Raw genomic sequence first — 26,749 nt, forward strand, 5'->3', positions numbered from 1 at the left:
GCGCTGGTCGCGCGTGACCACGGCTGTGCGTTTCCCGGCTGCAGTCGTCCGCCCAAGCATTGCGATGCCCACCACATCCACCACTGGGCCGATGGCGGTGACACCCGCATCGACAACGGCGTGTTGCTGTGCCGTCACCACCACACGCTGATCCACCGCAGCGGCTGGGAAGTCACGATCGAGCAGGGCGTGCCGGTCTTCTACGCGCCAACCTGGCTGGACCCGCTGCGAAAACCCAGACGCAACCAGCTCCACACCGCCGCCTGACCCCGACCAGCGAACGCGAGCGGCCCACCACGCCAACCGCCACGGCCGTGCAGCTTGACCACGGCCGTGGCACAGCCATGCCCACAACCCGGCCAGACACAGTCGGAAGCCGCGACAGCGCCAAGAGCGATCTCCCGAAGACAAGCACCGATCCCACTGCGGCTATACGGCACAAACCGCAAAGCCCTCGCCGCCACGCATTACCAACGGCGAAGCGGAGCTGGACAACACCTCATGCCACGCTGTTCAAGCGGTAATTCCCGGAACCCGACCGCCCAAAGCAACCACGCACGATTGCGATTGGGGCTTGACTTTGGGTGCGAGGTGCTACCGTGTTCGGATCGGCCGGGCTCCTTATGCCCGGCTTTTGAAGGCCGATCTGCGCCTCGCAAGGGCCCCGAAGTCAAGCCCCAATCGCAATCGTCGCGAAGCGGCGATGAAATGACCCGGCTCGGTAAAAACGCCCACGCAACCACCCACGCAAGGTGACATCACGCAAGCCAGGTGACCCCTCCGCTGGAACCAGCACTCACCCCGCCGAACCGGACCAGCGTGCTGCGGCGCATGTGAAAGGGCGGCGCCTCCCCCAGAGAACCAGGTCTGGAAGGCGCCGCCCCTCGGCGAACCCGTGGAGCTATTGCAGGGTCAGGTTCCAGGCGTTGATGTAGCCGGTGTCACCGGAGTACACGTCCTGGACCCGCAGCTTCCACGTGCCCGCCGCGACCTCGGACGAGGCGTTGACCGTGTAGGTCGCCACCACGTTGTCGGTGCTGTCCGACGAGGACGAGTTCTTCAGCCGGTAGGCGGTGCCGTCCGGGGCGATCAGGTCGATCACCAGGTCGCCGCGGTAGGTGTGGACGATGTCCACGCCGACCTTGACGGTGGAGGAGGCGTTGCCCGACGCGGAAGAGGTGATCGAGGAGACGCCCGTGCCGAGGTCAGGGATCGCGACGTCGGTCGTGTTCTCCAGGGCGCCGCCGCTGGGCGGGGGCGTCGTGGTGAGCGCGTTGACGGTCTTGGTCGCGTCCGCGAGGCCGGCGCCGCAGCCGCCGGAGCAGGTGCCGGGGAGCGGGCGGGCGTTGTTCTTGATCAGGGTCTTCACGTCGGCCGGCGTGATCGACGGCTTCTTGGCGACCAGCAGTGCCGCGAGGCCCGCGATGTGCGGGGCCGCCATCGATGTGCCCTGGTAGGGCTTGTAGGTCTCGGAGCCGGGGGTGGTGGCGCCGGTGTTCAGCGTCGAGTAGATGCCGTTCTCGGGCGTGGTGATCGTGCCAGGGGTGTCGGTGCCGCGGCGGGTTTCGCCGCCGGGCGCCGCGATGTCGATGCGGGAGCCGTAGTTCGAGTAGAACGCCTTGTTGCCCTCACGGCTGGTGGCCGCGACGGTGATCACGCCGGAGCAGTTGGCCGGGGTGAAGTTGGCGACGTTCATGTTCGAGTTGCCGGCCGCCACGACGACGGTGGTGCCGCGGTTGATCGCGCCGTTGATGGCGTTCTGGTAGGTCGTCGAGCAGGACGACTGACCGCCCAGCGACATGTTGATGACCTTGGCGGGCGTCGGGTTCGCGGGGACGCCGCTCACCGTGCCGCCGGACGCCCAGGTGATCGCGTCGGCGATGTCCGAGGTCGAGCCACCGCACTGCGCGAGGACGCGCAGCGGCTGGATCTTGGCGTCGTAGGCGATGCCCGCGATGCCCTTGCTGTTGTTGGTGGATGCGGCGATGGTGCCGGCCACGTGCGTGCCGTGCCAGGACGAGTTCTGGTCCTGCGCGGGCACCGGGTTGCCGTTGGCGTCGGTGCCGCAGTCGCCGGCCTTCATCCAGTCGCCTTCGTCGGCCGGGTTCGAGTCCCGGCCGCCGCCGTCACGAGCACGCGAGGCGTCGGACACGAAGTCGTAGCCCGCGACGATCCTGGCCGACAGGTCGCTGTGCGCGACGTAGCCGGTGTCGATCACGGCGACGGTCACGCCGGCGCCGGTGGAGCTGGACCACGCGCCGGGCACGTTCATGCCCGCGGTGGCCTCGAACAGGTCCCACTGCCGGGAGTAGTCGGTGTCGTTCGGGTCGGCCAGCGGCTGCATCAGCAGGTCCGGCTCGACGTAGGCGACATCGGGGTCGGCCTTGAAGGCCTGGATGGTCGAGTCGGCGTTCGAGGTCTTCGAGCCGAGGTCGACGACGACCGCACCACTGGCCATGCGGCGGTGCAGCGACTTGCCCTTCTGACGAACATCGTCCGAGGCAGCGGAGTCGGACGAGGCTTCGGCGGTGCCCGGCTTGTAGCCGACGATCAGCCGCTCGAAGGGGCGGTTCACCTGGGTCGAGTCCGGCTGGGACTGGACCGGGGACGGAGCGGCGTTGACTGGTGAGACAACGCTGAGCACGGCGGCGGAGACTGCCGCGGCGCACAGGCTCGTGCGTCGCAATCCGTTCACGAGACAGGGTCCTTCCACACAGGGCCTTCGCATGCCGTGGAGGGCGTCAGGGTTCTGAACCGGCTGCGGAGGTGACGAGGACCGTAAGTCGGGCCACACCTGCGAAAACAGGTCCAGCGGAGTCCGAATAACGACACTGGCGTGTTCACGACAGGAGCATTGCGCTGAATGGCGCACAATATGGCCGTGTTCGGACACCTGGGCGTCTCACCAGAGCTATCTGCCGTATACGAACTGCTGGTAACAGGAGGCAGCCGTACCACCGAAGAGATCGGCGTCGCGCCCGAGCTGCTCTCGCAGTTGCACGACCTCGGTGTCGTCCGTCACCTGCCCGGCGACGTGTGGCAGGCCGTCGCACCCGACCTCGCCGTGGAGGCGCTCATCGCGGCGCGCGAGGAGCAGAACCGCAGGGCCCGCGCCGACGTCGGCCCGCTGATGGAGCTCTACCTGCGCAACCGCGACGAGGAACAGGGAGACAACGCCTTCGTCGAGGTCGTGACCGGCGTCGGCGCGGTCCGCGAGCTGTGGAACACGCTGCTGAACGGCGCCCGCGAAGAGGTGTGCGTGCTCGACCAGCCACCGTACGTGACGCCGCTGGGCGAGCACGTCGCGCTGGAGGACGCGACCCGCCAGCGCGACGTGCAGTGGCGCGTCGTCTACGACAGGTCCGCGGTGGACCTGCCCGGCCGCGTCACCGAGATCATCGAACTGGTCGCGGCCGGCGAACGGGCCCGCGTCACGCCGACGCTGCCGTTCAAGCTCGCCGTGATCGACACGCACGCCGCCGTGCTGCCGGTCGCGAACGGCGACGTGGTCGACAAGGTGCTGCTGATCCGCCCCTCCGCGCTGCTGGACGTGCTGCGGTCGACGTTCGAGCTGTACTGGGACAAGGGAATCCCGTTCAGTCCGGGTGGGATCTACGCAGCGGCGGCCGATGTGGACCCGAACCTGCTCGGGCTGCTCGCGGCGGGACTGACCGACGAGTCGATCGCGCGGCAGCTGGGCCTGGCGCCGCGCACCGTGCAGCGGCGGGTGCGGCAGCTGATGGACCGGTGCGGCGCGCAGACCCGGTTCCAGGCCGGGGTTCAGGCCATGCGGCGAGGATGGCTCTAGACCGCGCAAAGTCGAGTGCAACCTTCGGTGATCTTGTGGCGTCTCCTGATGTGCAAGCAACAACTCGCCATTGGGGGATCAATGCGCAAGGTAATGGCGGCTGCCCTGACGGGCCTCGCTCTCGTCGGTCTCGCGGGCACCGCGTCCGCTCAGGCCGGCCAGGCCGACTACCCGTGGCCGCCGAAGGACGTCACGCCGGTCCACAAGACCAAGGCGGAACTGCAGAAGCAGGCCGACGGGTTCAGCGCACGGCAGGAGAAGACCTACCCGCGTGCCTTCCGGGGCGCGCAGAACGTCGAGCCGGGCCCGTGGGGCGGCGAGGCGGCGGGCGTGTTCGACGACATGCAGTACATGGGCAACACGGTGACGTTCACCTACCAGGGCCAGAACGTCATGACGTACACGCAGGTCAACGCGCCCGGTCAGCACGCGTGGTCGCCGAAGGAGTACTGCGAGAAGTACGCCGAGTGCACCGCCACCGTGAGCGACCACAAGGGTGGCGTGACCGTGTTCGCCAAGGACGAGCGGTACGGCATCGTGGAGGCGCGGAACTTCCGCCCGAACGGTGAGGTGGTCTGGGTCCAGAGCTGGACGCCGGGTACCGAGGCGCAGCTGGCGGTTCTCGCGACCGACCGCGCCTTCACCTTCACCAGGTAACACAAGCGGCACAACAGGAACGGGCGCTGCTGGTCATGGAGTCACCAGCAGCGCCCGTTTGTCAGCTGGCGACCTTGCGCGCGGCCACCAGCTGCCCGTCCGCGAACCCCTCGACGCGCACCTCGGTCCCGGTCGCGCTCAACGTCGCGGTGTGCGCGCCGTCGGTCACGTCCAGCGAGGTGGCCGGGCGGCCGTCGACGTAGATGTCCACCCGGTCGAGGTTCACGGTGTCCAGTGAGACGGTCGTCCCGGCGACCGCCACTCCCAGGCGCCGCACCGGCATCGCGGCGAGCAGCGAACCCGCACGAGCCAGCAGATCCACGTTGCCCTGCAACAGATCCGCCCGCGTGACCTTGTGCTGGTGCGTCGGCCGCACGCCCAGGTCCTCCACGGGCGTACCGGCGAGCTTGCCCACGCGCAAGGTGCGGCGGATCGACACGCGCATGTTCGCCTTGTTGGGCAACGGCTTGTACGGCGTCTCCGGGTCGCCCGGCGCCGGGATCTTCAGCAGCGTCGACAGCAGTCCGTGCGTCCACACGTTCGCGCCGCCCGCACCGGTGTTGTCGTCCACGCCGAGGATCGGGCCCAGCTCGTGGTCGGCCCAGCCCGCGGCGAAGATGTCGGTGGCGGAGTAGCACCGCGCGTCGGTGATCAGCACGACCGGGCCGTGATACGTCTGCCCCACCGCGTTCGCGCCGTCGACCGGCGTGATGGTGTGGGCGCAGGAGAACGCCTGCCCGGTCTCGGTCGACGAGTCGAGCGACGGGAACCACGGGCCGAGGTCGATCTGGTTGGTCGGGTTGTCCGCGTGCCTGCGGCAGATCCGCAGGTTCAGCGGCGTGCTCAGGAACTGCACGGGTTCCGGGTCGATGCGGCGCGGCGTCATCGTCTGCAGCAGGAACTCCGCGGCGAAGATGTGGCCGCCGCCGTTGTCGCGCACGTCGACGATGAGCCCGTTCTGCGGCAGCAGAGCCGCGAGCCGCACGAACTCCGCGAGGAACGCCTCGGGGTCGTCGACGCTGAACGTGAAGATCCGCAGGTGGCCGAACTCCCCGGACGGCGTGGTGACCGGACGCGCGCGGAACACGCCGGGCATGGTCGTCGGGACGTCCTGCGCCGCCATCGCGACGGCACCACCGGCCGCCTCCGCCTGCACGACCTTGGGCGCGTGCAACAACTTCTTGGCGCGGGCCTTCTCGTCGGAGTCGAGGTCGACGCCCTGCGCGGCCGCGGCGGGCGACAGCGAGTCGGCGTCGGTCATCGGCGGCAGGTTGTCGGTCACCTGCCAGTCGACGCGGATGTCGTGGGACTCACCGCTCTCGTCGCGGTAGCTGACGACGACCCAGTCCTCGTCGGGCGGGAGCTGGATCACCAAGGGGCGCAACGTGAGCGACTCGAGGCCGCGGGCGAGGTTCGCGGCGGTGTTGCTGCCCGCGAAGATCGCGCCGTTCAACGCGACGGCGCGGGCGATCGGCGTGCCGTTCCAGTGCGTGACCTCGGCGCCGACGGCGAGACCGTCGAAGCCCGCGACCGTGCGGGCCACGAGGTACTGCTCGGTGCCGTCCTGGGCGAAGCAGCGCTCCAGCTGGAACGGCAGGAAGGCGATCTTGCCCGCGAACGGTGCGGGCAGCAGGTAGTTCGTGTGCAGGTCGCGCACCGAGTGGAAGGTGCTCGACAGCTCGCGGTGGAACTGCCACTCGGGCTCGGCCGTGGCGTCGGTCTGCCGTTCGAGTCTGGCTCTCAGGACCCTGAGTCTTTGCACGGGGTTCACCGCGTGCATGGCGACTTTGAGCGGCAGGTGCGCGTAGTTCTGTTCCAGCAGGATCAGCGCCTGGTCGACGATGAGCTTGCGCTGGGCCAGGGTGAGACTGCCCGCGGTGGCGAGGAACTCGGCGAGTCCGACGGAGTTTGCGACGTTCGGGTGAGCGGTTGCGGTCATGGTGGGGCCTCCTTGCCAAGTAGAGGCTTTCCAGGCCGCCCGGATACACCTTTTTCACCCGTTCGGCCGCTAACCGGAGCAGTTTCCGCGACGACAACTGGAGTAAAGGGAGGCCGGCGATGAGTCCTCGCACCCTCGAACTGCGCATTCACGGGGTCAACAACACGCCCCCTGACGCCATGCTGGCCCTTCCCGACCACGCCGTCGAGCAGTTCCGCGGCGACCGGTTCGGCAGCTTCTGGCGGCCGAAGCCGGACAAGGCCGCCGAACTGCCACCGGACCACCCCGGACGCGTTCCCGATGACGTGCGGCGCGAGGCGTACTCGTGGGGCGGCATGGCGCGCAGCAGCCCCGGCGTGCCGGGCAGCGGGGTGCCGTCCACGTTCGCGAACGCGGTGGGGCGCATCGGATGGGCGTTGCTGCTGCCGTTCGGGCTCGCGAACGTCGCCTACTGGTCGCGCAGGCTCCCGGACGACTCGGTCCCGACCACGAAGCGGATGGTGTGGTGGAACGCCGGGCGCGGTGCGGCCAGCACGCGGCTGTTCGGGCTCGGGCTCACGGTGCTGCTGGTGCTCGCGGTGTGCGAGGTGGCGATCGACCTGTACGCGGTCCAGTGCTCGTTGCCGGGCACCACCTGCAAGCGGCTGCCGGAGTTCATGGACCTGCTCGGCGATCCCCCACGGCACGTCCGGGTGCTCGCCGCGTCGGCTGTCCCGGTGTTGCTGCTCCTGGGTCTGCTGGCGCTGACGTCGTTGTCCCGCAGCAGGTACGAGATGACGGCGATGCGCCGCCCGCCCGTGCGACGGCCCGGCGTGATGCTCAGCAGGTCGTCGATGTGGGAGGGCAGCCCGCGGATCCGCCGGCTCACCCGGCTGCACCTCGCGGCGGGGTGTTGCGTCGTGACACTGGTGACGAGCGCCCAGCAGTCGCAGCACGCGGTCTTCCTGACACTGACCGTGCTCGCCGGCGCTCTGCTGGCGGTCGTCATGGCCCGCGTGGTCGTGACGGCGACGGACTGCCCGGACGTGCCGTCGACCGAGAAGGGCGGCCTGTGGTCGTGGCTGCTGGTGGTCTCGGCGGTGCTCGTGCTGGTGGCGCACGGGTTCGCGCTCTATGCGATCGCGCCGGAGTTCACCGGGCCGCTGTGGCTGTCGTCGTGGGGCCCGCCGGTCGTCACGGTGGCGCTGCTCGGGTCCGTGCTGGCGGCGTGGTCGTGGCGGCGCAACGACGCCAAGGGCCCGCTGGTGTTCCTCGTGCTGTTCGTGGCGTTCATGGTTGCCACGTACTGGTTCTCGCTCGCCTGGATCGGCGCCGCGGTGGCGGGCGGTGCGCTCGGGTGGCGGGCGCGGCCGCGGCGCGGTGACGAGTGGCAGGCCTGGCGCGGAGCCGGACCCGGTGTGCTGCTGGGGTTGTCGCTGACCACGTCGGTGATGCTGTCGACGGTCCTGGTGCTGACGTTCCGCGGCTGGATCGGGACTGGACTGCGGGTGCCGTCGTTCTACCCGTGGTTCAGCGCGGCCTTCGCCGTGGCGCTGGTTCCGCTGGTGCTGCTGATCCTCGCGCAGGCCCTGACGTTGCTGAAGCGGCTGGTGAAACCCGCCGTTCTGGACGACGACGCCGAGGTTCTCGTCGTGCGGGTGCGGCACGTCGTGGCCGTCACGCACCGGGCCGAGAACGTGGTCGGCGTGCTGTCGACTCTCGGCGTGCTCGCGCTGGTGCTGACGTGCTACCTGACGTTCGCGGCGCCGTCGTGGTCCGGGTGGTCGGGCGTGACGTGGGTGGTGGGCAAGGGCGACTGGGTCACCGGGCTCGCCGGGGTCGCGGTGATCGGATCGTTCGTGGGCGCGGGCATGCTGACCAACCGCCGCCCGCTCGGTCTGCTGTGGGACCTGATGTGCTTCCTGCCGCGCACGGCCCACCCGTTCGCGCCGCCCTGCTACGCGGAGCGCGCGGTGCCGGAGATCGCCGACCGGACCCGCGAGTTCCTGGACTCCTCGCCGGAGCACCGGGTGGTGCTGTCGGCGCACAGCCTGGGCGCGGTGCTGGCCGTCGCGGCGCTGTACGCGTTGCCGGAAGGATATTTGCGCCGGGTGCAGCTGCTGACGTACGGCGTGCAGCTGCGGCCGTACTTCGGGCGGATCTTCCCCGAGCTGCTGGGTCCGGCGGTGCTCGGAACACCGGAAGTGCGTGCGGCAGCGATGTTCTCGTGCGACCCGTGGCGGCGAAAGCCTGGTACGACACCGGATCGCGGGCTGTCCGTCCTGCTGGGACCGAGCTGGATCAACCTGTGGCGCCGCACCGACTACCTCGGTTTTCCGGTGCACGGCTGGGAGTCCAACCCGCTCGACCGTCGCGCGGGCGAGACCAACGGTTCTCTGGACAACGTGCAGACCCACGGCGGCTATCACCTGTGCGCGGCTTACCAGGAGGCCTTCCGCGACCTCGTCTCAATTGATCTGAACCAGTCACCCGGTGGTGAACGTGGAGGGGGTGGGAACCTGGACCGCAGTTGACTTGAGGAGAACCATGCGCACGACCGTCGCGGCCCTCGTGGGTGCCGCACTGCTCACCGGACTGACCGCCTGTTCCGGCGAGGCCCCCGCACCGAAGGCACCCGAGATCAAGCCGGTGGCCGAGACCGAGGTCGCGGGCCCTGCCGCGACCGGCGACCAGCCGAAGGGCATCACCTACGACGTGCAGCGGATTCCGTTGGGCGCCAAGCTCTCCACCGGCTCGTCCGTCGCCAATGGACAGACGACGGTCGAGCTGAAGGTGTCCGGCCTGCTGCCGAACACGAAGTACGGCTCGCACGTGCACACCAAGCCGTGCGGCGCCAAGCCCGCCGACTCCGGTCCGCACTACCAGAACGAGAAGGACCCGGTCACGCCGAGCGTCGACCCCAAGTACGCCAACGCCGCGAACGAGATCTGGCTCGACTTCACCACCGACGCACAGGGTGCCGCGACCGGCACGGCGAGGGTGAACTGGGAGTTCCGCAAGGGCGAGGCGAACGCGGTCATCATCCACGCCGCGCACACCAGCACCGAGCACGGCAAGGCGGGCACCGCGGGCGACCGCCTCGCCTGCTTGACGGCCCGGTTCTAACAGGGCCAGGTCAGGGCCACACCCCCAGTGAGATGTGGCCCTGACACAGGCTCCAGGACCGCCGCGCGCACGAGGTTGAGCACCTCGTATCGGGGTCCCGCGCGGCGGACCAGCCCGCGCACGCTCAACGCGCGCACGGCGTCCTCGTCGTCCCACTCGCCCTGATCGGCCAGCCGCACCAGCGCGACGCGCTCCCGCAGGTCCAATGTGGACAGCGAGAGCCGCAGCGAGTCGCGCAGGTGCGCCGAGGTCGGGTCGAGCGGGGTGGACCGCAGCCGGTCCAGCAGGTGCTGCGGCGAGTAGACCATGAACCACCCTGCGGCGAACTCCAGCGCCGACGGCAGCCCGTCGAGCTCGTGCACCAGGCCGATCAGCGCGGCGTGGTTCGCGGGCTCCTGCCGGAACGCCGGCCGCACGCGGCGCACGTTCGTCACGAGCAGGCGCACCGCGGCGTCGTCGGCGAGCGGGGCCAGCGGGAAGACGTGCTCGCCCGGCGTCCCGGTGGGGGCGAGCGAGGTGACGATGATCCGCAGCCTCGGGTGGCTCTCCAGCAGCCGGGTGTCGGGGACGTGGTCGGTGACGAGCACGGTGTCCTGGTCGTCGTCGACGGCCGGAGTGCGCGTGGCCGGCAGCCACACCACCGACCAGCCGAGCCGGACGTGCAGCTCCCCCACCACCTCCAGCGCGAGCCGCGTCTTGCCCACTCCGCTGACACCGGTGATCGTCACCAGGCGCCTGCCGTCGGCGAACAGGTCGCCGAGCGCGGCGGTCTCGGGCTCGCGGCCCACGATCGCCGACGACGGCGCGGGCGGCGGCACCGACACCGGTCCCGCCGGCCGCCCACCCGCCTCCCGCAGGGTCGCGCGGCTGTCGTCGTCGAGCCGCAGCCCGTCCGCGAGCAACCGGATCGTCTCGGCGCGCGGCGATCGCGTGCGGCCGCACTCCAGGTCGCGGATGGCCCGCACGCTCACCATCGCGAAGTCGGCCAGCTGCTGCTGGGTGAGGCCGACGCGGATGCGGTACGTGCGCAGCAGTTCCCCGAACTCCCTCATGCCCGTTTCCCTCCCTCTCGCCACGAGTCTCTGACCGGCGGGGCGGCGGAACATGGGGGCTGGTCCCCCATATTCACGTCCCGGCGCAAAACTGGGGGCGAGGCCCCCATGTGCTCCGCGGGCGCACGTGCGAGGTTCTGCCGGTGACCTCACCGGCCAGGACCAGCACCGGCGAGAGCTGGACGGCCGCTTTCGCCCACGCGTTGCGCCCGCTGATCGACGCCGCCCGTGCCGAGATCGCGCCGCCGTTCGACGCCTCGTTCGCCGAGCAGCTCGGCAGGCGGCTGGTGGCGATCGCGGCGCGCACGCTCGTGCTGGAGATGCACAGGGCGCGCGGCACGCTGGCCGGCGACACGGGCGCGGAGCGGTTCACCTCGTTCACGCGGACGGTGGACCTGGAGGCGTTGTCCGCCCGCTACCCGGTGCTGGCCCGGCTGCTCGCGCAGGCCTGTGAGCAGGCCGTGTCCGCGCACCACGAGCTGTCGTCGCGGTTCACCCGCGACCGGGCGGAGATCGTGCGGACGATCTTCGACGGCCTCGATCCCGGTGCGCTGGTGTCCATCGAGACCGGTCGCGGGGATCCGCACCAGCAGGGCCGCACGGTCGCGGTGCTGACGTTCGCCTCGGGCGTCCGGCTGGTCTACCGGCCGCGCCCGGTCGAGTTGCACGTGCGCTTCGCCGCCCAGCTGGCATGGCTTTCCACGCGAACCGGAATCGGCTTCCGGTCACCGCGGCTGCTGGTCCGCGACGGGTACGGATGGCTCGAGTTCGTGAGCCACGAGCCGTGCGCGGACGTGGCCGGGGTCGCCGAGTTCTACCGGCGGCTGGGGGCGTTGCTGGCCCTGCTCTACGCGGTCGACGGCACGGACATGCACTACGAGAACCTCATCGCGTGCGGTGACCAGCCGGTGCTGGTCGACGTGGAGACGCTGTTCCACCCCACGCCGTCGTCGTCCGACGACCCGGCCGCGCTGGCGTTGGTGCGATCGGTGCACCGCACGGCGCTGCTCCCCCACGTGCTGCTGGGCGACAACGGGGCCGTGGACGTGTCCGGGGTGGGCGGTGATCACGGCGTGCCGTCGCCGCAGGACGCCGTCGACTGGGCCGATGCCGGGACGGACCGCATGCGGCTCGTGCGGCGGCCTCGCGAGTCGCCGGGGGCGTTCAACCGGCCGGTGCTGGGCGGGGTGCCGGCCGAGCCCGCCGACTACCAGGATTCGCTGCAGGCCGGGTTCCGCGCGGGCTACGACGCGATCATGGCTCATCGCGACGAACTGCTGCGACTGGTCCGTGCGTGCGCCGACGACGAGGTGCGGTTCGTGGCGCGCGCGACGCGTCAGTACGCCGTGCTGCTCGACGAGTCGACGCACCCGACGGTGCTCGTCAACGCGATGGACCGCGATCTGGCGTTCGGGGTGCTGGTCGCCGGTGACCCGTTGCTCGACCGGCTGGTGCCGTTCGAGGTCGCCGACCTGTGGCGCGGTGACGTGCCGCTGTTCACGTGCCGGCCGGGGTCGCGCGACGTGTGGACCACGTCCGGGCTCCGGCTGCCCGGCCTGCTGCCGGAGGCGGGACTGCACGCCGTCGAACGCAAGATCGCGGCGATGAGCGAGGTCGACCGGCACGACCAGCAGTGGGTCATCGCGGCGGCACTGGCGTCCCGGCCGCGGCCCGTCTCGCACCACAGCGGCGTCCCGTTGCCCGGCCACGTCGCCGCGGTAGATCCGGACCCGGCACGGCTGCTGGTGGCCGCGTGCGGGATCGCCGACCAGATCCTCGCGCACGCCGTGACGGGCAGGAACCGGGTGAACTGGCTCGGGCTCGAGCTGATCGACGACCGGCACTGGGCGGTGCAGCCGCTCGGCGCCGGTCTGACCACCGGCTACACGGGGGTCGCGCTGTTCCTGGCCGAGCTGGGCGCGTTGACCGGGGCGGCCAGGTACTTCGACTTCGCCAGGGACGCCGTCCGGCCGCTGCGGCCGTTGCTGGCGTCGTTCGAGTCCTCGCCGGAGCTGGTCGCGGCGGTGGGCGGCGGACTGCACGGGCTGGGCGGGATCTGCTACGGCCTGGCGCGCCTGACGCCGTTGCTCGGCCTCGACCCCGGCCTGCTCTCGACGGCCGTGGCGTTGATGCCGGTGGAGGACACGTCGTTCAGCGTCGTGGACGGTGTCGCCGGGTCGCTCGCCGCGATGCTGGCCGTCGGCACACCCGAGTCGCTGGCTCTGGCCGGCCACTACGCGACGGTCCTACGTGGTGCGATTTGCCGGACGAATGGCTTCGCCCGCGGCCATGCGGGAATCGGATGGGCTCTGCGGCGTTACGCGGCAGCGGTGCCGGACGAGTCATCAGATGTGGCAGGACGAGCGTTCCTGGAGAGCGACGTGATCGACCCGACCGACACCGGCTGGTGCTCCGGTCTGGCCGGCGTCGCCCTCGCCCGCGACGACGAGAGCCTGGGTGGCGTGCTCGCGTCCAGGGAACCGTTGCGGGACATGAGTCTGTGCCACGGCGAACTGGGCGTCGTCGAAGCGTTGTCCGCCCACCACCCCGGCGCCGCGACCCGCCGCACGGCGCTGTTGCTGGGAGCACTGGACGAGCACGGCGCCCGCTGCGCCACCCCTGGCGGTGTCCCGTCCCCCGGCCTGCTCACCGGGCTCGCCGGCATCGGTCACGGCCTGCTGCGCCAAGGCTTTCCGATCCCGTCGATCCTGCTGATGGAACCTGTCACCGACACCTGAGGAGTGCCCTAGATGAACGAGTCCCTGCACCGCCCGGCCGCCCTGCCGGAACCGGTCGAGCACGTGATCGGGGAGATGCAGCTCACCGGAAGATCGACGGCCGGCGCGAGAGCACGTGCCCTGGCGGGACTGACACTCGCGGTGGGTGCCTTCACGGCCATCACGCCCACGCTGGCGGAAACGACCGTCAGCGTGGTCTGAGCTTTTCCCAGCGGCGCGGGGGCCGGGCAATCGGCCCGGTCCCCGCGCCGAATACGCCTGAGCAGCCGACACGGACGACGTCACCTGCCGGTTAAGGTCCTGCCATGCAGACCCGAGCGCCCCACGTGGTCGGCCGCGATCGCGAGGTCACGGCTCTGGCGGGAGCACTCGGACGCATCCGCGACGGCAGGGGCGGCGCGATCTTCCTGACCGGTGAGGCCGGCATCGGCAAGTCGCGGCTCGCCCGGTACGCGGCGGGCCAGGCCTACGACAGGGGCATCAGGGTCCTGAAGGGGCGCGGCACGACCATCGGCCCGATGGTGCCGTTCCGCCCGATCGCGGAAGCCCTGCTCGCCCTGTTCCGCGGCGAACCGCCCGACGACGCCGCGCTGGGGCCCTACAAACCCGTGCTGGGCACGCTGATCCCCGAGTGGCACGACAGCCGCTCGACGACGGAATCGGTCGTGGTGCTGGCGGAAGCGGTGCTCCGGCTGCTCGCGAGCGTCGCGCGGAAGACCCCGTGCCTGCTCGTGCTGGAGGACCTGCACGACGCCGACGCCGAGACGCTCGCGGTGATCGAGTACCTGGCGGACAACCTCGAGGACCAGCCGGTCGGGCTGCTCGCCACGATCCGCACCGAGCCCGGCCACGCGCTGGAGCTCGTCCACCGGATCGTGCAGCGCGGCGCGGCCACCCGGCTCGACCTGCACCGCCTGACCCGGCAGGAGGTCCGGCAGATGACGGCCGCCTGCCTGGAGAGCGAGCAGATCCCGCAGGAACTGTGCGCTCGCTTGTGGACGGACAGCGCAGGAAACCCGTTCCTCATCGAGGAACTGCTGCACGGCATGGTGAGCAGCGGCCTGCTCGTCTCCGGCACGCGGGGCTGGCAGGTGGTCGGTGAGCTGAAGCTGCCGGTGCCGGCGGCGTTCGTGCGCAGCGTCGCGCACCGGACCGACCGGCTGGGGCCGCAGGGCAGGGAGGTGCTGTCCATCGCGGCGGTCCTGGGTCACCGGTTCCCGCTCTCCGTGGTGCAACGGGTCACCGGCACCGACGACCGCCAGCTGCTCAGCCATCTGCACGCCGGGGTGGCCGCACAGCTCGTGACGCCCGACGAGCCTGCGCCGGACTGGTACGCGTTCCGCCACCCGCTCACCGCGGACGCGTTGCTCGCCCAGCTGACGCCGGCCGAACGTGCGGATCTGTCCCGGCGCACCGCCGACGCGATCGAGGAGTTGCATCCCGGTCTCGCGGGCGACTGGTGCCCGCTCGTCGCGAAACTCAGGCTCGACGCCGGATCGCCCGACCGGGCGGGCCTGCTGTTCGCCGAGGCCGGCACGCGGGCCCTGGCGGGCGGCGCGGCGGGATCGGCCGTCACGGTGCTGGACCGGGCACAGCGGCTGCTCACCGGCGAGGCGCGCGCCGACGTCCTCGACGCCCTCATCCCGGCGCTGGCCGAGACGGGCGAGTTCGAACGCGCTTTCGAACTGGAGCGGGAGATCGCGGATCTCCGCGGACTGGACGGTGTGCGCCGCGCGAAGCTCCACATGCGACTCGCGCGCGTCGCCCACCTCGCGGGCCGGTTCACCGACGGTGTGGAGCAGGTGCGCGTCGCGCGCACGTTGCTCGGCCAGGACGCGCCGGACGAGCTGACCGCGCAGCTGGACGTCAACTCGGCGTACCTCACGCTGAACATCCCGAGCGCCGACCGGATCGAGTCGGCGGCCTGTCTCGCCCGGCGGGCGGCGGAAGCGGCGGCCAGGGCAGATCTCCCCGACGTCGCCTGCGAGGCGTGGCAGCTGCTCGGGATCATCGCGCGCGAACAGGACATCGACGAGGCCAACAGGTGCTTCGACTCCGCACGCGCACTCGCGGACGCGCACCAGCTGCCGATCCAGCGCATCTACGCGCTGGTCCGTCTGGCGGGCAACGACTGGCTCGCGTCGGGCGACACGGCTGCGCTGGGCCGGGTGCACGACGAGGCGTGCCGGGCGGGCGCGATCACCGTGGCGTACAACGTGAACGCCATCATGGCGCTGCAACACGTCCTGACGGGCGACTACGAGCGGGCGGAACGGGAGATCGACAGCTGCCTGGAGGCCACCGGGCGGCTGAAGTTCCACGTGCTGACCCGCTACCTGCTGATGGTGAAGGCGACGCTCGCCGGGCACCGCGGCAACCGGGCTGAAACCGATGACGCCACGAGGAAGTTCGAGGCGGTGGCGAAGGGCGGCGCGCAGGAAGTCCCGCTGTGCCACGGACTTGCGCGCGCGTTCTGCGCCCTGCTGGAGGAGGACCACGCGCTGGCGGTGCGGGAGCTCGACGTCGCCGAGGCGAAGGAGTCGCAGAACCCCACCACGTTCCACCTGTCCGGCACGCACGGCCTCCGGGTGCTGCTCGCGGTGCTGGACGGCCGCTTCGGCTGGTCGGAGTACACCGTGCTGGTGAAGTCGAGTGCCGCCGGGATGCGCTGGAACCGCCAGTTCGCCGACCTCGCCCACGCCGTCCTGCTCGGCCGCGACGGCCGCCGCGCCGAGGCGCTGGACGCGTTCGAACGCGCCCAGGACGCCGCCGCCCCCTACCCGATGGCCCGGCACCTGGGGCTGCGGCTGATCGCGCGGGAGGCCGCGGAGTGGGGCGATCCGGTGACGTGGCTGCGTGCCGCAGAGGAGCACTTCCACCAGGCGGGGATTCCCGCGGTGGCGTCGGCGTGCCGGGGACTGCTCCGGCAGGCGGGAGTGCCGGTGCAGCAGCGCCGCACGGGCACGGACCAGGTGCCGAAACAGCTGCGCGGGCACGGCGTGACGGTGCGGGAGTTCGAGGTCTTCGTGCTGCTCGCCGACCGGATGGGCAACAAGGCCATCGGCACCCGCCTGCACATCTCGCCGCGCACGGTGGAGAAGCACGTGGCGTCGCTGATCGCGAAGACCGGTCAGCCGGACCGGGAGTCCCTGTCGGCGTACGCGGCGGCACTGGGCCGCTGACGTTCCCGCTCCGGCCGGGCGCCATACCCTCCGCGGGTTTGGGTCCACCACCGCCGGGTAGCCGTCGATCGACCACGTTCACGACCAAAACACAGAGGTGAGTTCGATGGTCGACGTCACCACCCGCACGCGGGTCCAGCAAGCCGCACTCGTCGTCGCAGCGGTGTTCGCGCTGGTCGGCGTACTCGGCTTCATCCCGGGCATCACCACGGACTACGACCAGATGACCTTCGCGGGTCACGAGTCCGGTGCGATGCTGCTCGGTATTTTCATGGTGTCGATCCTGCACAACATCGTGCACCTGCTGTTCGGCGTCGTGGGCTTCCTGGCCGCACGCACGGCCGCCGGCGCACGGGCGTTCCTCATCGGCGGCGGCGCGATCTACCTCGTGCTGTGGCTGTACGGGCTGGTGATCGACAAGATGAGCAGCGCCAACTTCGTGCCGCTCAACAGCGCGGACGACTGGCTGCACTTCGTCCTCGGCCTCGGCATGATCGGACTGGGGGTCGCGCTTGGCAAGCGTGCCGCAGTGCGCTGACACCGTTGGCGTAGAAGAAGAGTTCCTGCTCGTCGACACGGCGTCCGGACGTACCTCGGTGCGAGCGGACGCCGTGCTGGCGCGCGTCGGGGACACCGACCTCACGAAGTTCCACGCGGAGCTGGCGGCCACGCAGGTGGAGGCCGCGACCGGGCCGTGCACGGGTGTCGCCGAGCTCGGCGAGGCGCTCCGGCAGGCCCGCGCCACGCTCGCGAAGGCGGCGGAGGAGATCGGTGTCGGGCTGATGTCCCGCGGCACACCGGTGAAACCGTCGCTGCAGCCCATCGTGTCTCCCGGCAACCCGCGGTTCCGCCGCGTTCTCGACACCTACTCGGGCGTCGTCGAGCACTACGAGGCCTGCGGGTGCCACGTCCACGTCGGCGTACCCGACCGGGAAACGGGTGTGCGCGTTCTCAACCACCTCCGGCCGTGGCTGCCGACGTTGCTGGCGCTGTCGGCGAACTCCCCCGACCACGGCTACGCGAGCTGGCGGATGGTGCAGCAGTCCCGCTTTCCCGGTTCCGGGGTCGCACCGGTGTTCGCGAACGCCGCCGACCACGACGCGCACGTGGCCCGCATGGTCGCGTGCGGAACCCTGGTGGACCGCGCGCAGTCGTTCTGGCTCGCCCGCCTGTCGCCGAGGTGGCCGACCGTCGAGTTCCGCGTGGCGGACGCGGCGGCCACCGTCGACGACGCGGTGCTGCAGGCGGCCCTGTCGCGCGCTCTCGTCCACACGGCGGCCGTGGCCGACGAATCACCCCCGGTGCGCGACGAAGTGTGCGCGGCAGCCGTCTGGACGGCTTCCCGGTACGGCCTGGACGGCGCCGGGGTCGATCCGTGGCGGGAGCGCCTGGTGCCCGCGACCGCGCTGCTCGACCGGCTGCTGGAGCACGTCACACCGGCGCTGACGGAACGCGGCGAGCTCTCGCTGGTGCATGACCTGCTCGACCGGCGGGTATGAGACCGTGGTGAAGCTTCCCTCGCCCCGCGGGCCGTTGTCCGAGACCGTCGTCGCCGCCCTGAGCGGTGAGCCGGACGGTCGCCCGATCCCGTTCACCGACGCCGACCCGTACGGCGAGGACCTCACCATCGCGCTGCACACGATGTACGAGCTGCACTACTGCGGCTTCGACGGCGTGCACCCGGCGTGGGAGTGGGATCCGGAGCTGCTGAAGCTGCGCGCTCACGCCGAAACGGCGTTCCTGGCCGCGCTGCGGTCCGATGTGGACGGCGGGGACGACCTGGCGGCGGCGCTGGAGGGGTTGCTGGTCGAGCACGTCCCCGGCAGCGGTGTGTCGCACCACCTGCGGGACAACGGGACCTGGGACGAGATGCGCGAGTACTTCGCGCATCGTTCGGTGTACCACCACAAGGAGGCCGACCCGCACGCCTGGGTCATCCCCCGGCTGCGCGGCAGCGCGAAGGCGGCTCTGGTCGCGGTGGAGTTCGACGAGTTCGGCGGCGGCCGGGCCGATCGCATGCACTCGCGCCTGTACGCCGACCTGCTCGACGGCGCCGGGATGTCCTCGGAGTACCTGCACTACCTCGACGACGTGCCCGCACCCGCCATCGCGATCGTCAACATGATGTCGCTGTTCGGCCTGCACCGGTCGTTGCGCGGCGCCCTGGTCGGCCACTTCGCCGCCGCCGAGATCACCACCGCCCCCAGTGCCCAGCGGATGGCCCAGGCGCTCCAGCGCCTCGGCGCCGACCCGCGCTGCGTCGAGTTCTACACCGAGCACATCGAGGCCGATGCCGTGCACGAGCAGATCATGCGCCGTGACGTCATCGGCTCACTGTTGGACCAGCACCCGGAACTGCGGGCGGACGTGGTGTTCGGCATCCAGGCGACGGAACTGCTCGAAGCCCGCCTCGCCGCTCACCTGCTGTCGTCGTGGGCTGCGGGCGAGTCGTCGCTGCGGACGCGCCTGCGGTGGCTGGTGTCGCAGAACGGGTAGCGCTTGCTGCGGCGGCACGCGCACACCGCGACCACGAACCGGTCGCTGGTGTGCGTCACGCCGTCGTCGGTGACGAGCTCGACCGGTCCCTCAACGAGCACCGGCCCGTTCGGCACCACCGTCACCCTGCGCCGGTTCTGGCCGGTCACCGCGGATCACCACCAGTTCCTCGTGTCGCTGACCGGGTTCGATCAGGCCGTGCCGTTCCAGGAAACCGATCCTGCCGTTCATGACGGGCCCGAAGGGCACATTGCGGCGTTGCACGATGGAGGCCTTCAGGCCGTTGTCCCGCAGCTGCCGCAACGTCGTGTCCACTCCGCACAGTGCTGAATGGACCATCAGCAGGACGCCACCCGGCACCAGGAGGTCGGACATCCTGGCGCACAGCGGGTCCAGCAGCTGCCGTCCGTCCAGTCCCGCGTCCCACGCCCGTGCGGACCCTCGCGCCGCGCACGGGCTGGCGGCCGGCACGTACGGCGGATTCGCGAGCACGAGGTCGAAACGCTCGTCCGCCACGACCTCCAGCGCGTTGCCCAGCCGCACGCGCAACGGCAACCGTTGCAGTGCCGCGTTGACCCGCGCGGTCCACACGGCGCGCCGCGACACGTCCACGCCGGTCACCTCGGCGGCTCCGGCGCGGATCGCCGCGATGGCCAGCGCTCCCGTGCCGGTGCCGATGTCCAGCACGCGCGCACCGGCCGGAATCGCCGCCGCGTGCATCGCCTCGACGAGAAGCGCGGTGTCGTCCTGGGGCGCGTACACGCCCGGAGCTCGAAGCAGCCTCACCACCGCAGAATCCCCCGCCGCAAGACCTTGAAACACGGCGTTTTCCCGCGGTTGCGGCGGGTACACCGGGATGTGCTGTCCACTGTCTTCCGCCTGCTCGCGAGGGCACGCCACGACCGCGCGCTGCATCCGCGCGGCGTCCAGATGACCGGTGAGCTGACCGGTTCCCCGCCGTTCCCCGCCCACGCCGGCGTGACCGTGCGCCTGTCCAAGGGCGCGGGCACCGGACCGGGAAAGCCCGACGTGCTCGGCATCGCGCTGCGCGTGCCCACCGAGCGGGGCGACTGGGACCTGCTGCTGTCGAGCACGGGCACGGGCGAGCACACGCGGTTGCTGCCGAAGTTCGTGCGGCACTGGCGGGACGCCCGGCTCGGCACCCTGGCGCCGTACCGGTACCGGGGCGAGCTGGTGTGGTTCATGGCCGTTCCGGACGACGGCGAGCTGCCCAGCCGCTTCACCATCCACCTGTCGGGCAAGGACGCCGACTGGCGTGAGGTGGCGGAGGTGACGCTGCACCCGCAGGAGCGCACGGCGACGCCCGTGGCGTTCGACCCGGTGCTCAACCGGCCGCCGGAGATGGAGCCGGCGCCGCGCTGGCTCGCCGCGCTGCGGGAGCAGGCCTACGAGGGGAGCAGGCGCGGCCGCCAGGAGTCATGACTTCAGCTTGTCGTACACCAGGTTCAGGGCATCCGACGCCGCCACGGCGGTGAGCGCGGTCGACACCAGCCGGGTGAGCCGCGGCGCGAACACGAGTCCGGCGGTCAGCCCGCTCGCGATCCACACCCCCGCGCAGAACGGGCACGTGACCAGCTCCCCGACCGCGTGCCGTGCCGCGCTGTCCGACCGGGGGCGCTCCTTGAGCTCCGCGTGCCCCGCCGGTTCCTCGTAGCGGGTGAACGGTGCCCTGAGCGGGCTCGTCACCGCCTCCTTGGTGAGCAACCGGCTCGCCTTGTGCGTCGCGACACCGACGAGTGCGGTGTCGCGCAGCGAGAACCGCTCCGGCAGCCGGACGCCGGTGAGGCGCCCGGCCACCGAGACGGCGCCGGCGAGAGCGGCGTAGGTGCCGATGGCCAGGAGGTATCCGGGCAGCGGCCTGCCCTCGCCGTACGACTGCCAGATCCGCCTCACGCCTTCGAAACCTCCGCGCTCACGGCGTTCGGCCCGTCGTACTGCCGGTCGGGAAGCTTTTCGAGCAGTTCCAGCACGTCGTCTCCCGCACCGTTGTCACGGGCCTTGTCGATCAGCTGCTGTTTGCTCACCGGGTAGTCCACGCCGGCGAGATTCTTCTGGATCTCAATGGGATTCGATTGGCTCATGGCGCGCGGTTACCCGTCACGACTCGGCTGAACCGGGTTCGGTCATCGTCCGCATCATCTTCGCCTTCACCGGATCCGGCGCCACCTTCCCGGCGATCGCCTGGACCTTGTTGCGCAGCGAGCCCGCGACCACGTGGTCGTCGCCCTTCATCAACGCCTCGAAGCCCTGCTGGGCGACCTGTGCGGGATCGTCCTTGTCACCCGTGGCGACCTTGGTGTCCTGCATGCCCGCGCGCTCGAAGAACTCGGTGTCGGTCGGTCCCGGCATCAGCGTCGTGACGCTGACGCCGGTGTCGCGCAGCTCCTCCCGCAGGCCCTGGCCGAACGACGCGAGGAACGCCTTCGACGCCGCGTAGACGGAGTGGAACGGGCCCGGTGCGGTCGCGGCGATCGAGGACGTGAAGAGCACCTTGCCCTCCTTGCGGTCCACCATGTCGCCGATCAGCCGGTGCGCGAGGTGCACCGACGAGCGGACGTTCAGGTCGACGATCTCCAGGTTGTCGGCGAGCGACGTGTCGCGCACGAAGTCACCGCCCACGCCGACACCCGCGTTCACCGCGAGCACGTCCACCGGACGGCCCAACGCGCGCACCCGCGCGACGAGGGATTCCACGCCGTCGTAGGTCCTCAGGTCGGTGCGCACCGGTTCGACGTGCACACCACCGCTGCGCAGCCGCAGTTGCGCGGCCGTGTCGTCGATCCTCTCGTCCTCGGCCGCGACGACGACGTCGAAGCCGTTGTCCGCGAGCACTTTCGCGAGTTCGTAACCTATTCCGCTGGAAGCGCCGGTTACCACGGCAAGCGCATTCACAGGTCTTCTCCTTCCGGTCAACACCCGGATACCCGTGGCCACCAGGTCGATGCGACATCGGCCGAAAGTCCGATGCAACCTCCCCGTCCCGTCCGGTGTCCTTATCGGTAGGTTGGTCGAAACGACATGGGGGACATTCGTGCGCAAAATTGTTCTCGCGCCGCTGTGCGCGCTGGTCACGGTCGCCGTGGCGGCGTGCAGTCCGTCAGGTCCGGAGAAGACCAACCCGGAGCTGGCCCCGCGCGGCACGACGATGACCAAGGTCAAGCCGACCAAGCAGGACCTCATCACGAAGCTCAGCATCTCGGGCAAGGTCGAGATGAACCCGACGTTCGGCCTCGTCGCGCCGGTCGCGGGTCAGGTGCGGTACTTCGACCTGCAGGCACCCAACGGCACGCCGACCAAGCCCACCAGGGTCGCGACGGTGTGGAAGGACGGGGCGCCGAACTACGTCGAGATCCCGGCCGGTGCGACGTTCGGCGGCAGGCTCGTCGACGACAAGGCGACCGTGACGGCGGGCATGCCGATCGCGTCGGCCAAGCACGTCGGCTACGCGATCGTCGGCGACATCGACGGCGCGCAGGCGTACAAGATCAGCGGCGCGCTCACGGACGTGACGGCGCAGATCAAGAACGGTCCCGGCCCGTTCCCGTGCACGGTGCTCGGCACCATCGCCGCGCTGCCGCAGGGCACGATCCCGGAGCGGCCCACGCAGACGCCGGACACCAAGACCCCGCCGGCGGGCCAGACGCAGCAACCGCAGCAGCCCAAGCAGCCCGACCAGCCGCAGCAGCCGAGCTCCTCGACGGGCCTGCGCATCGTGTGCACCGCGCCCGCGGACGTGCAGATGATCAACGGCGCCACCGCGTCGATCGAGGTCACCACCGGCAAGGCCACGCAGGCGCTGGTCGTTCCGGTCGAGGCGGTCGCCGGTCAGCAGGGCAAGGGCAAGGTCGACGTGCTCGGACCCGACGGCTCGCGCCGCACCACCGACGTGACGCTGGGTCTCACCGACGGCAAGGTCATCGAGGTCAAGTCGGGCCTCACCGGTGACGAGGAGCTCGCCGTGCCCGGCCCGAACCTGCCGGAGGGCCAGCAGCAGGGCGGCGACCAGCAGCAGAAGCCGACGGGACCGTGATGACGGCACCGGCGATTCAGGTTCAGGCACCGCTGATCCAGCTCAACGGCATCACGAAAGTCCTGAAGGGACAGGAGGAACCGCGCACGATCCTGTCCGGCGTGGACCTCACCGTCCACCCCGGACAGAGCGTCGCGATCCTCGGCCGGTCCGGCTCCGGCAAGTCGACGCTGCTGTCGCTGATCGGGCTGTTCGACCGTGCCGACGAAGGCCAGTACTTCCTGCACGGCAACGACATCACGAAGCTGCCCGAGCGCAAGGCCGCGGCGTTGCGCAGCGCGGAGTTCGGGTTCGTGTTCCAGCGCTTCTTCCTGCTCAAGCACCTCACCGCGGCGCAGAACGTGGCGATGGCGCTGGTGAACGGCCAGGGCTGGTCGTCGCGGCGCAAGCGCAAGCAGCAGGTGATGGAGGCGCTCGAGCAGGTCGGCATCGCGCACCTCGCGAAGTCCAAGCCCGCCAGGCTCTCCGGTGGCGAGCAGCAGCGCGTGGCGATCGCCCGCGCCCTCGTGCGGCAGCCGCGCGTGATCCTCGCCGACGAGCCGACGGGCGCGCTCGACACCGAGACCGGCAACCTCGTCGTCGAGGTGCTGCTCAACACGACCAGGCAGGGCTGCGGCCTCGTGCTGGTCACGCACGACCACGACCACGCGCGCAAGATGGGCCGCGTGCTGGAGCTGCGCGACGGGCGGTTCAACTGATGTTCTCCGGCAAGCTGCGGTCCGCCCTGGTGATCGGCGGACAGGGCATCCGCGCCCGCAAGCTGCGCACGTTCCTGTCGATGGTGTCGCTGTTCCTGGGCGTGCTCGCGGTCGTGACCGTGCAGGCGGGTGCCGAGATCGCCGAACGCGCGATGCTCACCGACGTCGAGCTCCAGGCCGGCAAGGACGGCACGGTGACGGGCTACATCCCCGGCGAGAAGGGCGCGCCGGGGATCGTCGAGGCCACGCTGAAGGGCCGTGCCGACGCGGTCGCGATGATCAGCTCGAAGGCGATCATCGGCGAGCCCGGCCTGCGGCCGATCAACGAGGGCGGCATGCCGTTCGAGTACGCCAACCGCGGCGGCGACTACCAGGGCCCGATGGTGTACTGCGACGCCGGCGGTGTCTGCCAGGAGCAGAAGCCGCAGGAGAAGAAGCCGGACGGCCAGGCGATCGAGGTCAGCATGGTCGCGCTGACCGGCGACATCCGCCCGTTCAAGCCGTTCCGCCCGGTGTCCGGCACCTGGCTCGACTTCGCCTCGGCCCCGTCGCTCGCCCCGCGGATCGTGCTGAACGAGGAGGCCGCGAAGGGCCTGCGGCAGTACCGCGTCCCCGGCGAGATGATGATCGACGGCGCCACCCACCACGTCACGCCGCAGATCGTCGGTGTCGTGGAGGACGGTTACCCGCAGCCGCGCGTCTACCTGCGCCTCGACGAGCTGCGCACGTGGATGCCCGCCGCGGCGGCCTCCAGCGAGCTCGACCGGTTCCGCGGCGGCGGCACCGGCCTCGAGGTGTACCTGCAGCCCGGTTCGCACGACCTGCAGCAGCTGCTCAAGGCCAAGCTCATCGGCGCGGGCGTCGACCAGAAACAGGTGGAGTTCCGGGTCGTGAACTCCAAGGAGCGCATGGAGTCCGAGCTCAAGATCATGCGGTTGATCTTCCTCGGCATGGCGTTCCTGGTGCTGCTGATCGGTGTCGCGGGCATCCTCAACGTCGGCCTCGCCACGGTCGGCGAACGCGTGGAGGAGTTCGCGCTGCGCCGCGCGGTGGGCATGTCCCGCATGCTGCTCGCGGGCATCGTGCTCGCCGAGACGTTGCTGACCGGCTTGCTGACCGCGGCGCTGGCGATCGGCGCGGGCGCGGCGGGGCTGCAGATCGCGCTCACGTTGTTCGGCCACCGCTTCCCGTCGTTGCAGGGCACCACCTTCCCGTGGGAGGCGGGCGTCGCCGGGGTGATCGCGGGTCTCGTCGCCGGTGTGCTCGGCGGTCTGATCCCGGCGATCAGGGCGGCGCGGATCCCGATCGCCACAGTCATGCGGGCCTAGGAGCAGGAGGCAGGTCCGTCGCCGGCGAAGCCCCGGTCCGCGAGAAGGCGGGCCGGGGCTTCGTATTTGCCGTCAGGCCTGGTTGAACTCGTCGGGGTTCGGGCCGATGCGGCCACCGCGGTCCAGAGTGGACAGAGCGGCCATCTCCTCCTCGGCCAGCTCGAAGTCGAACACCGCGATGTTCTCCCGGATGCGCGACGGCGTCACGGACTTCGGGATCACGATGTTGCCGAGCTGCAGGTGCCACCGCAGCACGACCTGGGCCGCGGACCGCTGGTGGCGCGCGGCGATCTCGGTGACGACCGGGTCGCCGAGCAGCTCGCCGCCCTGGCCGAGCGGCGACCAGGCCTCGGTCTGGATGCCGTGCTCGGCGTGGAACGCGCGCAGGTCGGCCTGCTGCAGGTACGGGTGCAGCTCGATCTGGTTGACCGCGGGCACGACACCGGTCTCGTCGATCAGCCGGCGCAGGTGCGCGGGCTGGAAGTTGGAGACGCCGATCGCGCGGACGCGGCCCTCCTTCTGCAGCTCCACGAACGCCTTCCACGTGTCCACGTAGAGGTCGCGGGCCGGCGTCGGCCAGTGGATCAGGTAGAGGTCGAGCACGTCGAGCCCGAGCTTGCGCAGCGACTCGTCGAACGCGCGCAGCGTCGCGTCGTACCCCTGCTCGGAGTTCCACAGCTTCGTCGTGACGAACAGCTCCTCGCGCGCCACGCCGGACTGGGCGACGGCCGCGCCGGTGCCCGCCTCGTTGCCGTAGATCGCGGCGGTGTCGATGCTGCGGTAGCCCGCCCTGATCGCCTCGCTGACCGCGGGCGTGGCCTCGGCGTCGGGCACCTGCCAGACACCGAAACCGAGCTGGGGCATCTCGACGCCGTTGTTGAGCTTCACGATGTTCACAAGCGATCTTCCTTTTCTGACTTACGGGATCAGCGTCGGCGCGGTGCCGCCGTCGACGCGCAACGCGGCTCCGGTCGTCGCGGACGACAGGTCCGACGCGACGTAGGTGATGAGGTTCGCGACCTCGTGCGGGCGGATCAGGCGGCCCAGCAACAGGGTCGGGCGCTCGGTGCGGACGAACTCCGCCTCGCCGCCGTCGCCGACGCGGTCGCGGATGAACTCCTCGACGCCCGGCGTGAGCGTCGGGCCGGGCAGCACCGAGTTCACCGTGACCCCGGTGCCCTGGACGGCCTGCGCCATGCCGCGCGCGATGGCGAGCTGGGCGGTCTTCGTCATGCCGTAATGGACCATCTCGGTGGGGGTGAAGACGGACGACTCGCTGCTCACGAAGATCACCCGGCCCCAGCCGCGCTCGACCATCCGCGGCGTGTAGTGCCGCGAGAGCCGCACACCGGACATGACGTTGGTGTCGAAGAACCGCTGCCACTCGGCGTCGTCGATCTCGAACACCGGCTGCGCGCCGTAGATCCCCATGTTGTTGACCAGCACGTCCACGTCGGGCACCTGCTCGATCAGCTCGGCCGCACCCTGCGCGGTCGCGAGGTCGGCCGCGATGCCGCGCACGTCTCCGTCCAGCTTCGCCAGGGCCTCGTCCACCCGCTCCTGGCTGCGGCCGTTGACCACGACCGTCGCGCCCGCCTTGAGCAGCGCTTCCGCCGTCGCGAAGCCGATGCCGGAGGTGGAGCCCGTCACAAGCGCCGTGCGTCCTGACAGATCCATGTCTCTCCCCGGTAGACT

The 26,749-nt window shown here is 70.7% G+C and carries 25 protein-coding genes; 15 read left to right on the forward strand and 10 right to left on the reverse strand.

From position 1 onward, the window contains the following. A partial coding sequence (locus IEZ09_RS11845; RefSeq protein ID WP_189253699.1) for an HNH endonuclease signature motif containing protein occupies positions 1 to 267 on the forward strand: 267 nt, incomplete at its 5' end. Positions 268 to 901: 634 nt separating this feature from the next. On the opposite strand, the gene IEZ09_RS11850 is transcribed toward IEZ09_RS11845, so the two are convergent. Beyond that, a complete protein-coding gene (locus tag IEZ09_RS11850; protein ID WP_229812468.1) occupies positions 902 to 2,695 on the reverse strand; it encodes a S8 family peptidase in 1,794 nt (597 codons plus the stop codon). 186 nt (positions 2,696 to 2,881) lie between these two features. On the opposite strand from IEZ09_RS11850, the gene IEZ09_RS11855 reads away from it, so the two are divergent. Together IEZ09_RS11855 and IEZ09_RS11860 are read left to right on the forward strand one after the other, a co-directional pair. Next, a complete protein-coding gene (locus tag IEZ09_RS11855) occupies positions 2,882 to 3,808 on the forward strand; it encodes a LuxR C-terminal-related transcriptional regulator (protein ID WP_189253701.1) in 927 nt (308 codons plus the stop codon). 81 nt (positions 3,809 to 3,889) lie between these two features. Next, positions 3,890 to 4,465 carry a hypothetical protein gene (locus IEZ09_RS11860; RefSeq protein ID WP_189253702.1) on the forward strand — a complete coding sequence of 192 codons (576 nt, stop codon included), beginning with the start codon at positions 3,890 to 3,892 and terminating at the stop codon, positions 4,463 to 4,465. A gap of 61 nt (positions 4,466 to 4,526) precedes the next feature. On the opposite strand, the gene IEZ09_RS11865 is transcribed toward IEZ09_RS11860, so the two are convergent. After that, the gene (locus tag IEZ09_RS11865) at positions 4,527 to 6,404 is read right to left on the reverse strand and encodes a S41 family peptidase (protein ID WP_189253703.1); all 1,878 of its coding nucleotides are present in this window, start codon (positions 6,402 to 6,404) and stop codon (positions 4,527 to 4,529) included. Between the two features lie 119 nt (positions 6,405 to 6,523). Between IEZ09_RS11865 and IEZ09_RS11870 the strand changes: the two genes are divergently transcribed. Then, positions 6,524 to 8,917, forward strand: coding sequence for a hypothetical protein (locus tag IEZ09_RS11870; protein WP_189253704.1), 2,394 nt, complete (start codon positions 6,524 to 6,526; stop codon positions 8,915 to 8,917). A gap of 13 nt (positions 8,918 to 8,930) precedes the next feature. Then, positions 8,931 to 9,509 (forward strand): superoxide dismutase family protein, encoded by a 579-nt coding sequence (locus IEZ09_RS11875; RefSeq protein WP_189253705.1) that lies wholly within the window; start codon positions 8,931 to 8,933, stop codon positions 9,507 to 9,509. On the opposite strand, the gene IEZ09_RS11880 is transcribed toward IEZ09_RS11875, so the two are convergent. Beyond that, on the reverse strand, positions 9,506 to 10,561 hold the full coding sequence (locus IEZ09_RS11880; protein ID WP_189253706.1) for a helix-turn-helix domain-containing protein: 1,056 nt from the start codon (positions 10,559 to 10,561) through the stop codon (positions 9,506 to 9,508). The two genes, IEZ09_RS11875 and IEZ09_RS11880, sit on opposite strands and share 4 nt — an antisense overlap. Positions 10,562 to 10,704: 143 nt before the next feature. Here IEZ09_RS11880 and IEZ09_RS11885 point away from each other — a divergent pair, with 143 nt between their 5' ends. The 6 genes from IEZ09_RS11885 (at position 10,705) to IEZ09_RS11910 (ending at position 18,977) form a co-directional block, all read left to right on the forward strand. Continuing rightward, the gene (locus IEZ09_RS11885) at positions 10,705 to 13,299 is read left to right on the forward strand and encodes a type 2 lanthipeptide synthetase LanM family protein (RefSeq protein WP_229812469.1); all 2,595 of its coding nucleotides are present in this window, start codon (positions 10,705 to 10,707) and stop codon (positions 13,297 to 13,299) included. Between the two features lie 12 nt (positions 13,300 to 13,311). Continuing rightward, positions 13,312 to 13,500, forward strand: a complete 189-nt coding sequence (locus tag IEZ09_RS11890; RefSeq protein ID WP_189253707.1) for a hypothetical protein — start codon at positions 13,312 to 13,314, stop codon at positions 13,498 to 13,500. A gap of 104 nt (positions 13,501 to 13,604) precedes the next feature. Continuing rightward, a complete protein-coding gene (locus IEZ09_RS11895) occupies positions 13,605 to 16,481 on the forward strand; it encodes a helix-turn-helix transcriptional regulator (protein WP_189253708.1) in 2,877 nt (958 codons plus the stop codon). A gap of 106 nt (positions 16,482 to 16,587) precedes the next feature. Next, on the forward strand, positions 16,588 to 17,019 hold the full coding sequence (locus IEZ09_RS11900) for a DUF4383 domain-containing protein (protein ID WP_189253709.1): 432 nt from the start codon (positions 16,588 to 16,590) through the stop codon (positions 17,017 to 17,019). After that, on the forward strand, positions 17,003 to 17,980 hold the full coding sequence (locus tag IEZ09_RS11905) for a carboxylate-amine ligase (RefSeq protein ID WP_189253710.1): 978 nt from the start codon (positions 17,003 to 17,005) through the stop codon (positions 17,978 to 17,980). Before IEZ09_RS11900 ends, IEZ09_RS11905 begins: the two co-directional genes overlap by 17 nt. After that, the gene (locus tag IEZ09_RS11910; RefSeq protein ID WP_189253711.1) at positions 17,955 to 18,977 is read left to right on the forward strand and encodes an iron-containing redox enzyme family protein; all 1,023 of its coding nucleotides are present in this window, start codon (positions 17,955 to 17,957) and stop codon (positions 18,975 to 18,977) included. The genes IEZ09_RS11905 and IEZ09_RS11910 overlap by 26 nt, the downstream gene beginning before the upstream one ends. On the opposite strand, the gene IEZ09_RS11915 is transcribed toward IEZ09_RS11910, so the two are convergent. Continuing rightward, positions 18,899 to 19,126 (reverse strand): CDGSH iron-sulfur domain-containing protein, encoded by a 228-nt coding sequence (locus IEZ09_RS11915; RefSeq protein WP_189253712.1) that lies wholly within the window; start codon positions 19,124 to 19,126, stop codon positions 18,899 to 18,901. The two genes, IEZ09_RS11910 and IEZ09_RS11915, sit on opposite strands and share 79 nt — an antisense overlap. Beyond that, positions 19,068 to 19,763, reverse strand: a complete 696-nt coding sequence (locus IEZ09_RS11920) for a HemK2/MTQ2 family protein methyltransferase (RefSeq protein ID WP_229812471.1) — start codon at positions 19,761 to 19,763, stop codon at positions 19,068 to 19,070. Before IEZ09_RS11920 ends, IEZ09_RS11915 begins: the two co-directional genes overlap by 59 nt. Before the next feature lie 72 nt (positions 19,764 to 19,835). On the opposite strand from IEZ09_RS11920, the gene IEZ09_RS11925 reads away from it, so the two are divergent. After that, positions 19,836 to 20,420: a hypothetical protein gene (locus tag IEZ09_RS11925; protein WP_189253828.1), complete on the forward strand. Its 585-nt coding sequence runs from the start codon at positions 19,836 to 19,838 to the stop codon at positions 20,418 to 20,420. On the opposite strand, the gene IEZ09_RS11930 is transcribed toward IEZ09_RS11925, so the two are convergent. The 3 genes from IEZ09_RS11930 to IEZ09_RS11940 are packed head-to-tail and all read right to left on the reverse strand — an operon-like array spanning position 20,415 to position 21,890. After that, a complete protein-coding gene (locus tag IEZ09_RS11930; protein ID WP_189253714.1) occupies positions 20,415 to 20,891 on the reverse strand; it encodes a DUF1360 domain-containing protein in 477 nt (158 codons plus the stop codon). The two genes, IEZ09_RS11925 and IEZ09_RS11930, sit on opposite strands and share 6 nt — an antisense overlap. Then, positions 20,888 to 21,079 (reverse strand): DUF2795 domain-containing protein, encoded by a 192-nt coding sequence (locus IEZ09_RS11935; protein WP_189253715.1) that lies wholly within the window; start codon positions 21,077 to 21,079, stop codon positions 20,888 to 20,890. Before IEZ09_RS11935 ends, IEZ09_RS11930 begins: the two co-directional genes overlap by 4 nt. 16 nt (positions 21,080 to 21,095) lie before the next feature. Continuing rightward, on the reverse strand, positions 21,096 to 21,890 hold the full coding sequence (locus IEZ09_RS11940; protein ID WP_229812472.1) for an SDR family NAD(P)-dependent oxidoreductase: 795 nt from the start codon (positions 21,888 to 21,890) through the stop codon (positions 21,096 to 21,098). A 139-nt stretch (positions 21,891 to 22,029) separates the two neighbouring features. Here IEZ09_RS11940 and IEZ09_RS11945 point away from each other — a divergent pair, with 139 nt between their 5' ends. The 3 genes from IEZ09_RS11945 to IEZ09_RS11955 are packed head-to-tail and all read left to right on the forward strand — an operon-like array spanning position 22,030 to position 25,054. Beyond that, complete coding sequence (locus IEZ09_RS11945) at positions 22,030 to 23,028, forward strand: efflux RND transporter periplasmic adaptor subunit (protein WP_189253717.1); 999 nt, start codon at positions 22,030 to 22,032, stop codon at positions 23,026 to 23,028. Next, a complete protein-coding gene (locus tag IEZ09_RS11950; protein ID WP_189253718.1) occupies positions 23,028 to 23,726 on the forward strand; it encodes an ABC transporter ATP-binding protein in 699 nt (232 codons plus the stop codon). Before IEZ09_RS11945 ends, IEZ09_RS11950 begins: the two co-directional genes overlap by 1 nt. Then, complete coding sequence (locus tag IEZ09_RS11955) at positions 23,726 to 25,054, forward strand: ABC transporter permease (RefSeq protein WP_189253719.1); 1,329 nt, start codon at positions 23,726 to 23,728, stop codon at positions 25,052 to 25,054. The genes IEZ09_RS11950 and IEZ09_RS11955 overlap by 1 nt, the downstream gene beginning before the upstream one ends. Positions 25,055 to 25,126: 72 nt before the next feature. Here IEZ09_RS11955 and IEZ09_RS11960 read toward each other — a convergent pair whose 3' ends face one another. Continuing rightward, positions 25,127 to 25,918 carry an aldo/keto reductase gene (locus IEZ09_RS11960; RefSeq protein ID WP_189253814.1) on the reverse strand — a complete coding sequence of 264 codons (792 nt, stop codon included), beginning with the start codon at positions 25,916 to 25,918 and terminating at the stop codon, positions 25,127 to 25,129. A 54-nt stretch (positions 25,919 to 25,972) separates the two neighbouring features. Next, a complete protein-coding gene (locus IEZ09_RS11965) occupies positions 25,973 to 26,731 on the reverse strand; it encodes an SDR family NAD(P)-dependent oxidoreductase (RefSeq protein ID WP_189253720.1) in 759 nt (252 codons plus the stop codon). Positions 26,732 to 26,749: the final 18 nt, after the last annotated feature.

It is taken from the genome of Lentzea flava, from assembly GCF_014648475.1.
Classification (GTDB): Bacteria; Actinomycetota; Actinomycetes; order Mycobacteriales; family Pseudonocardiaceae; genus Lentzea; species Lentzea flava.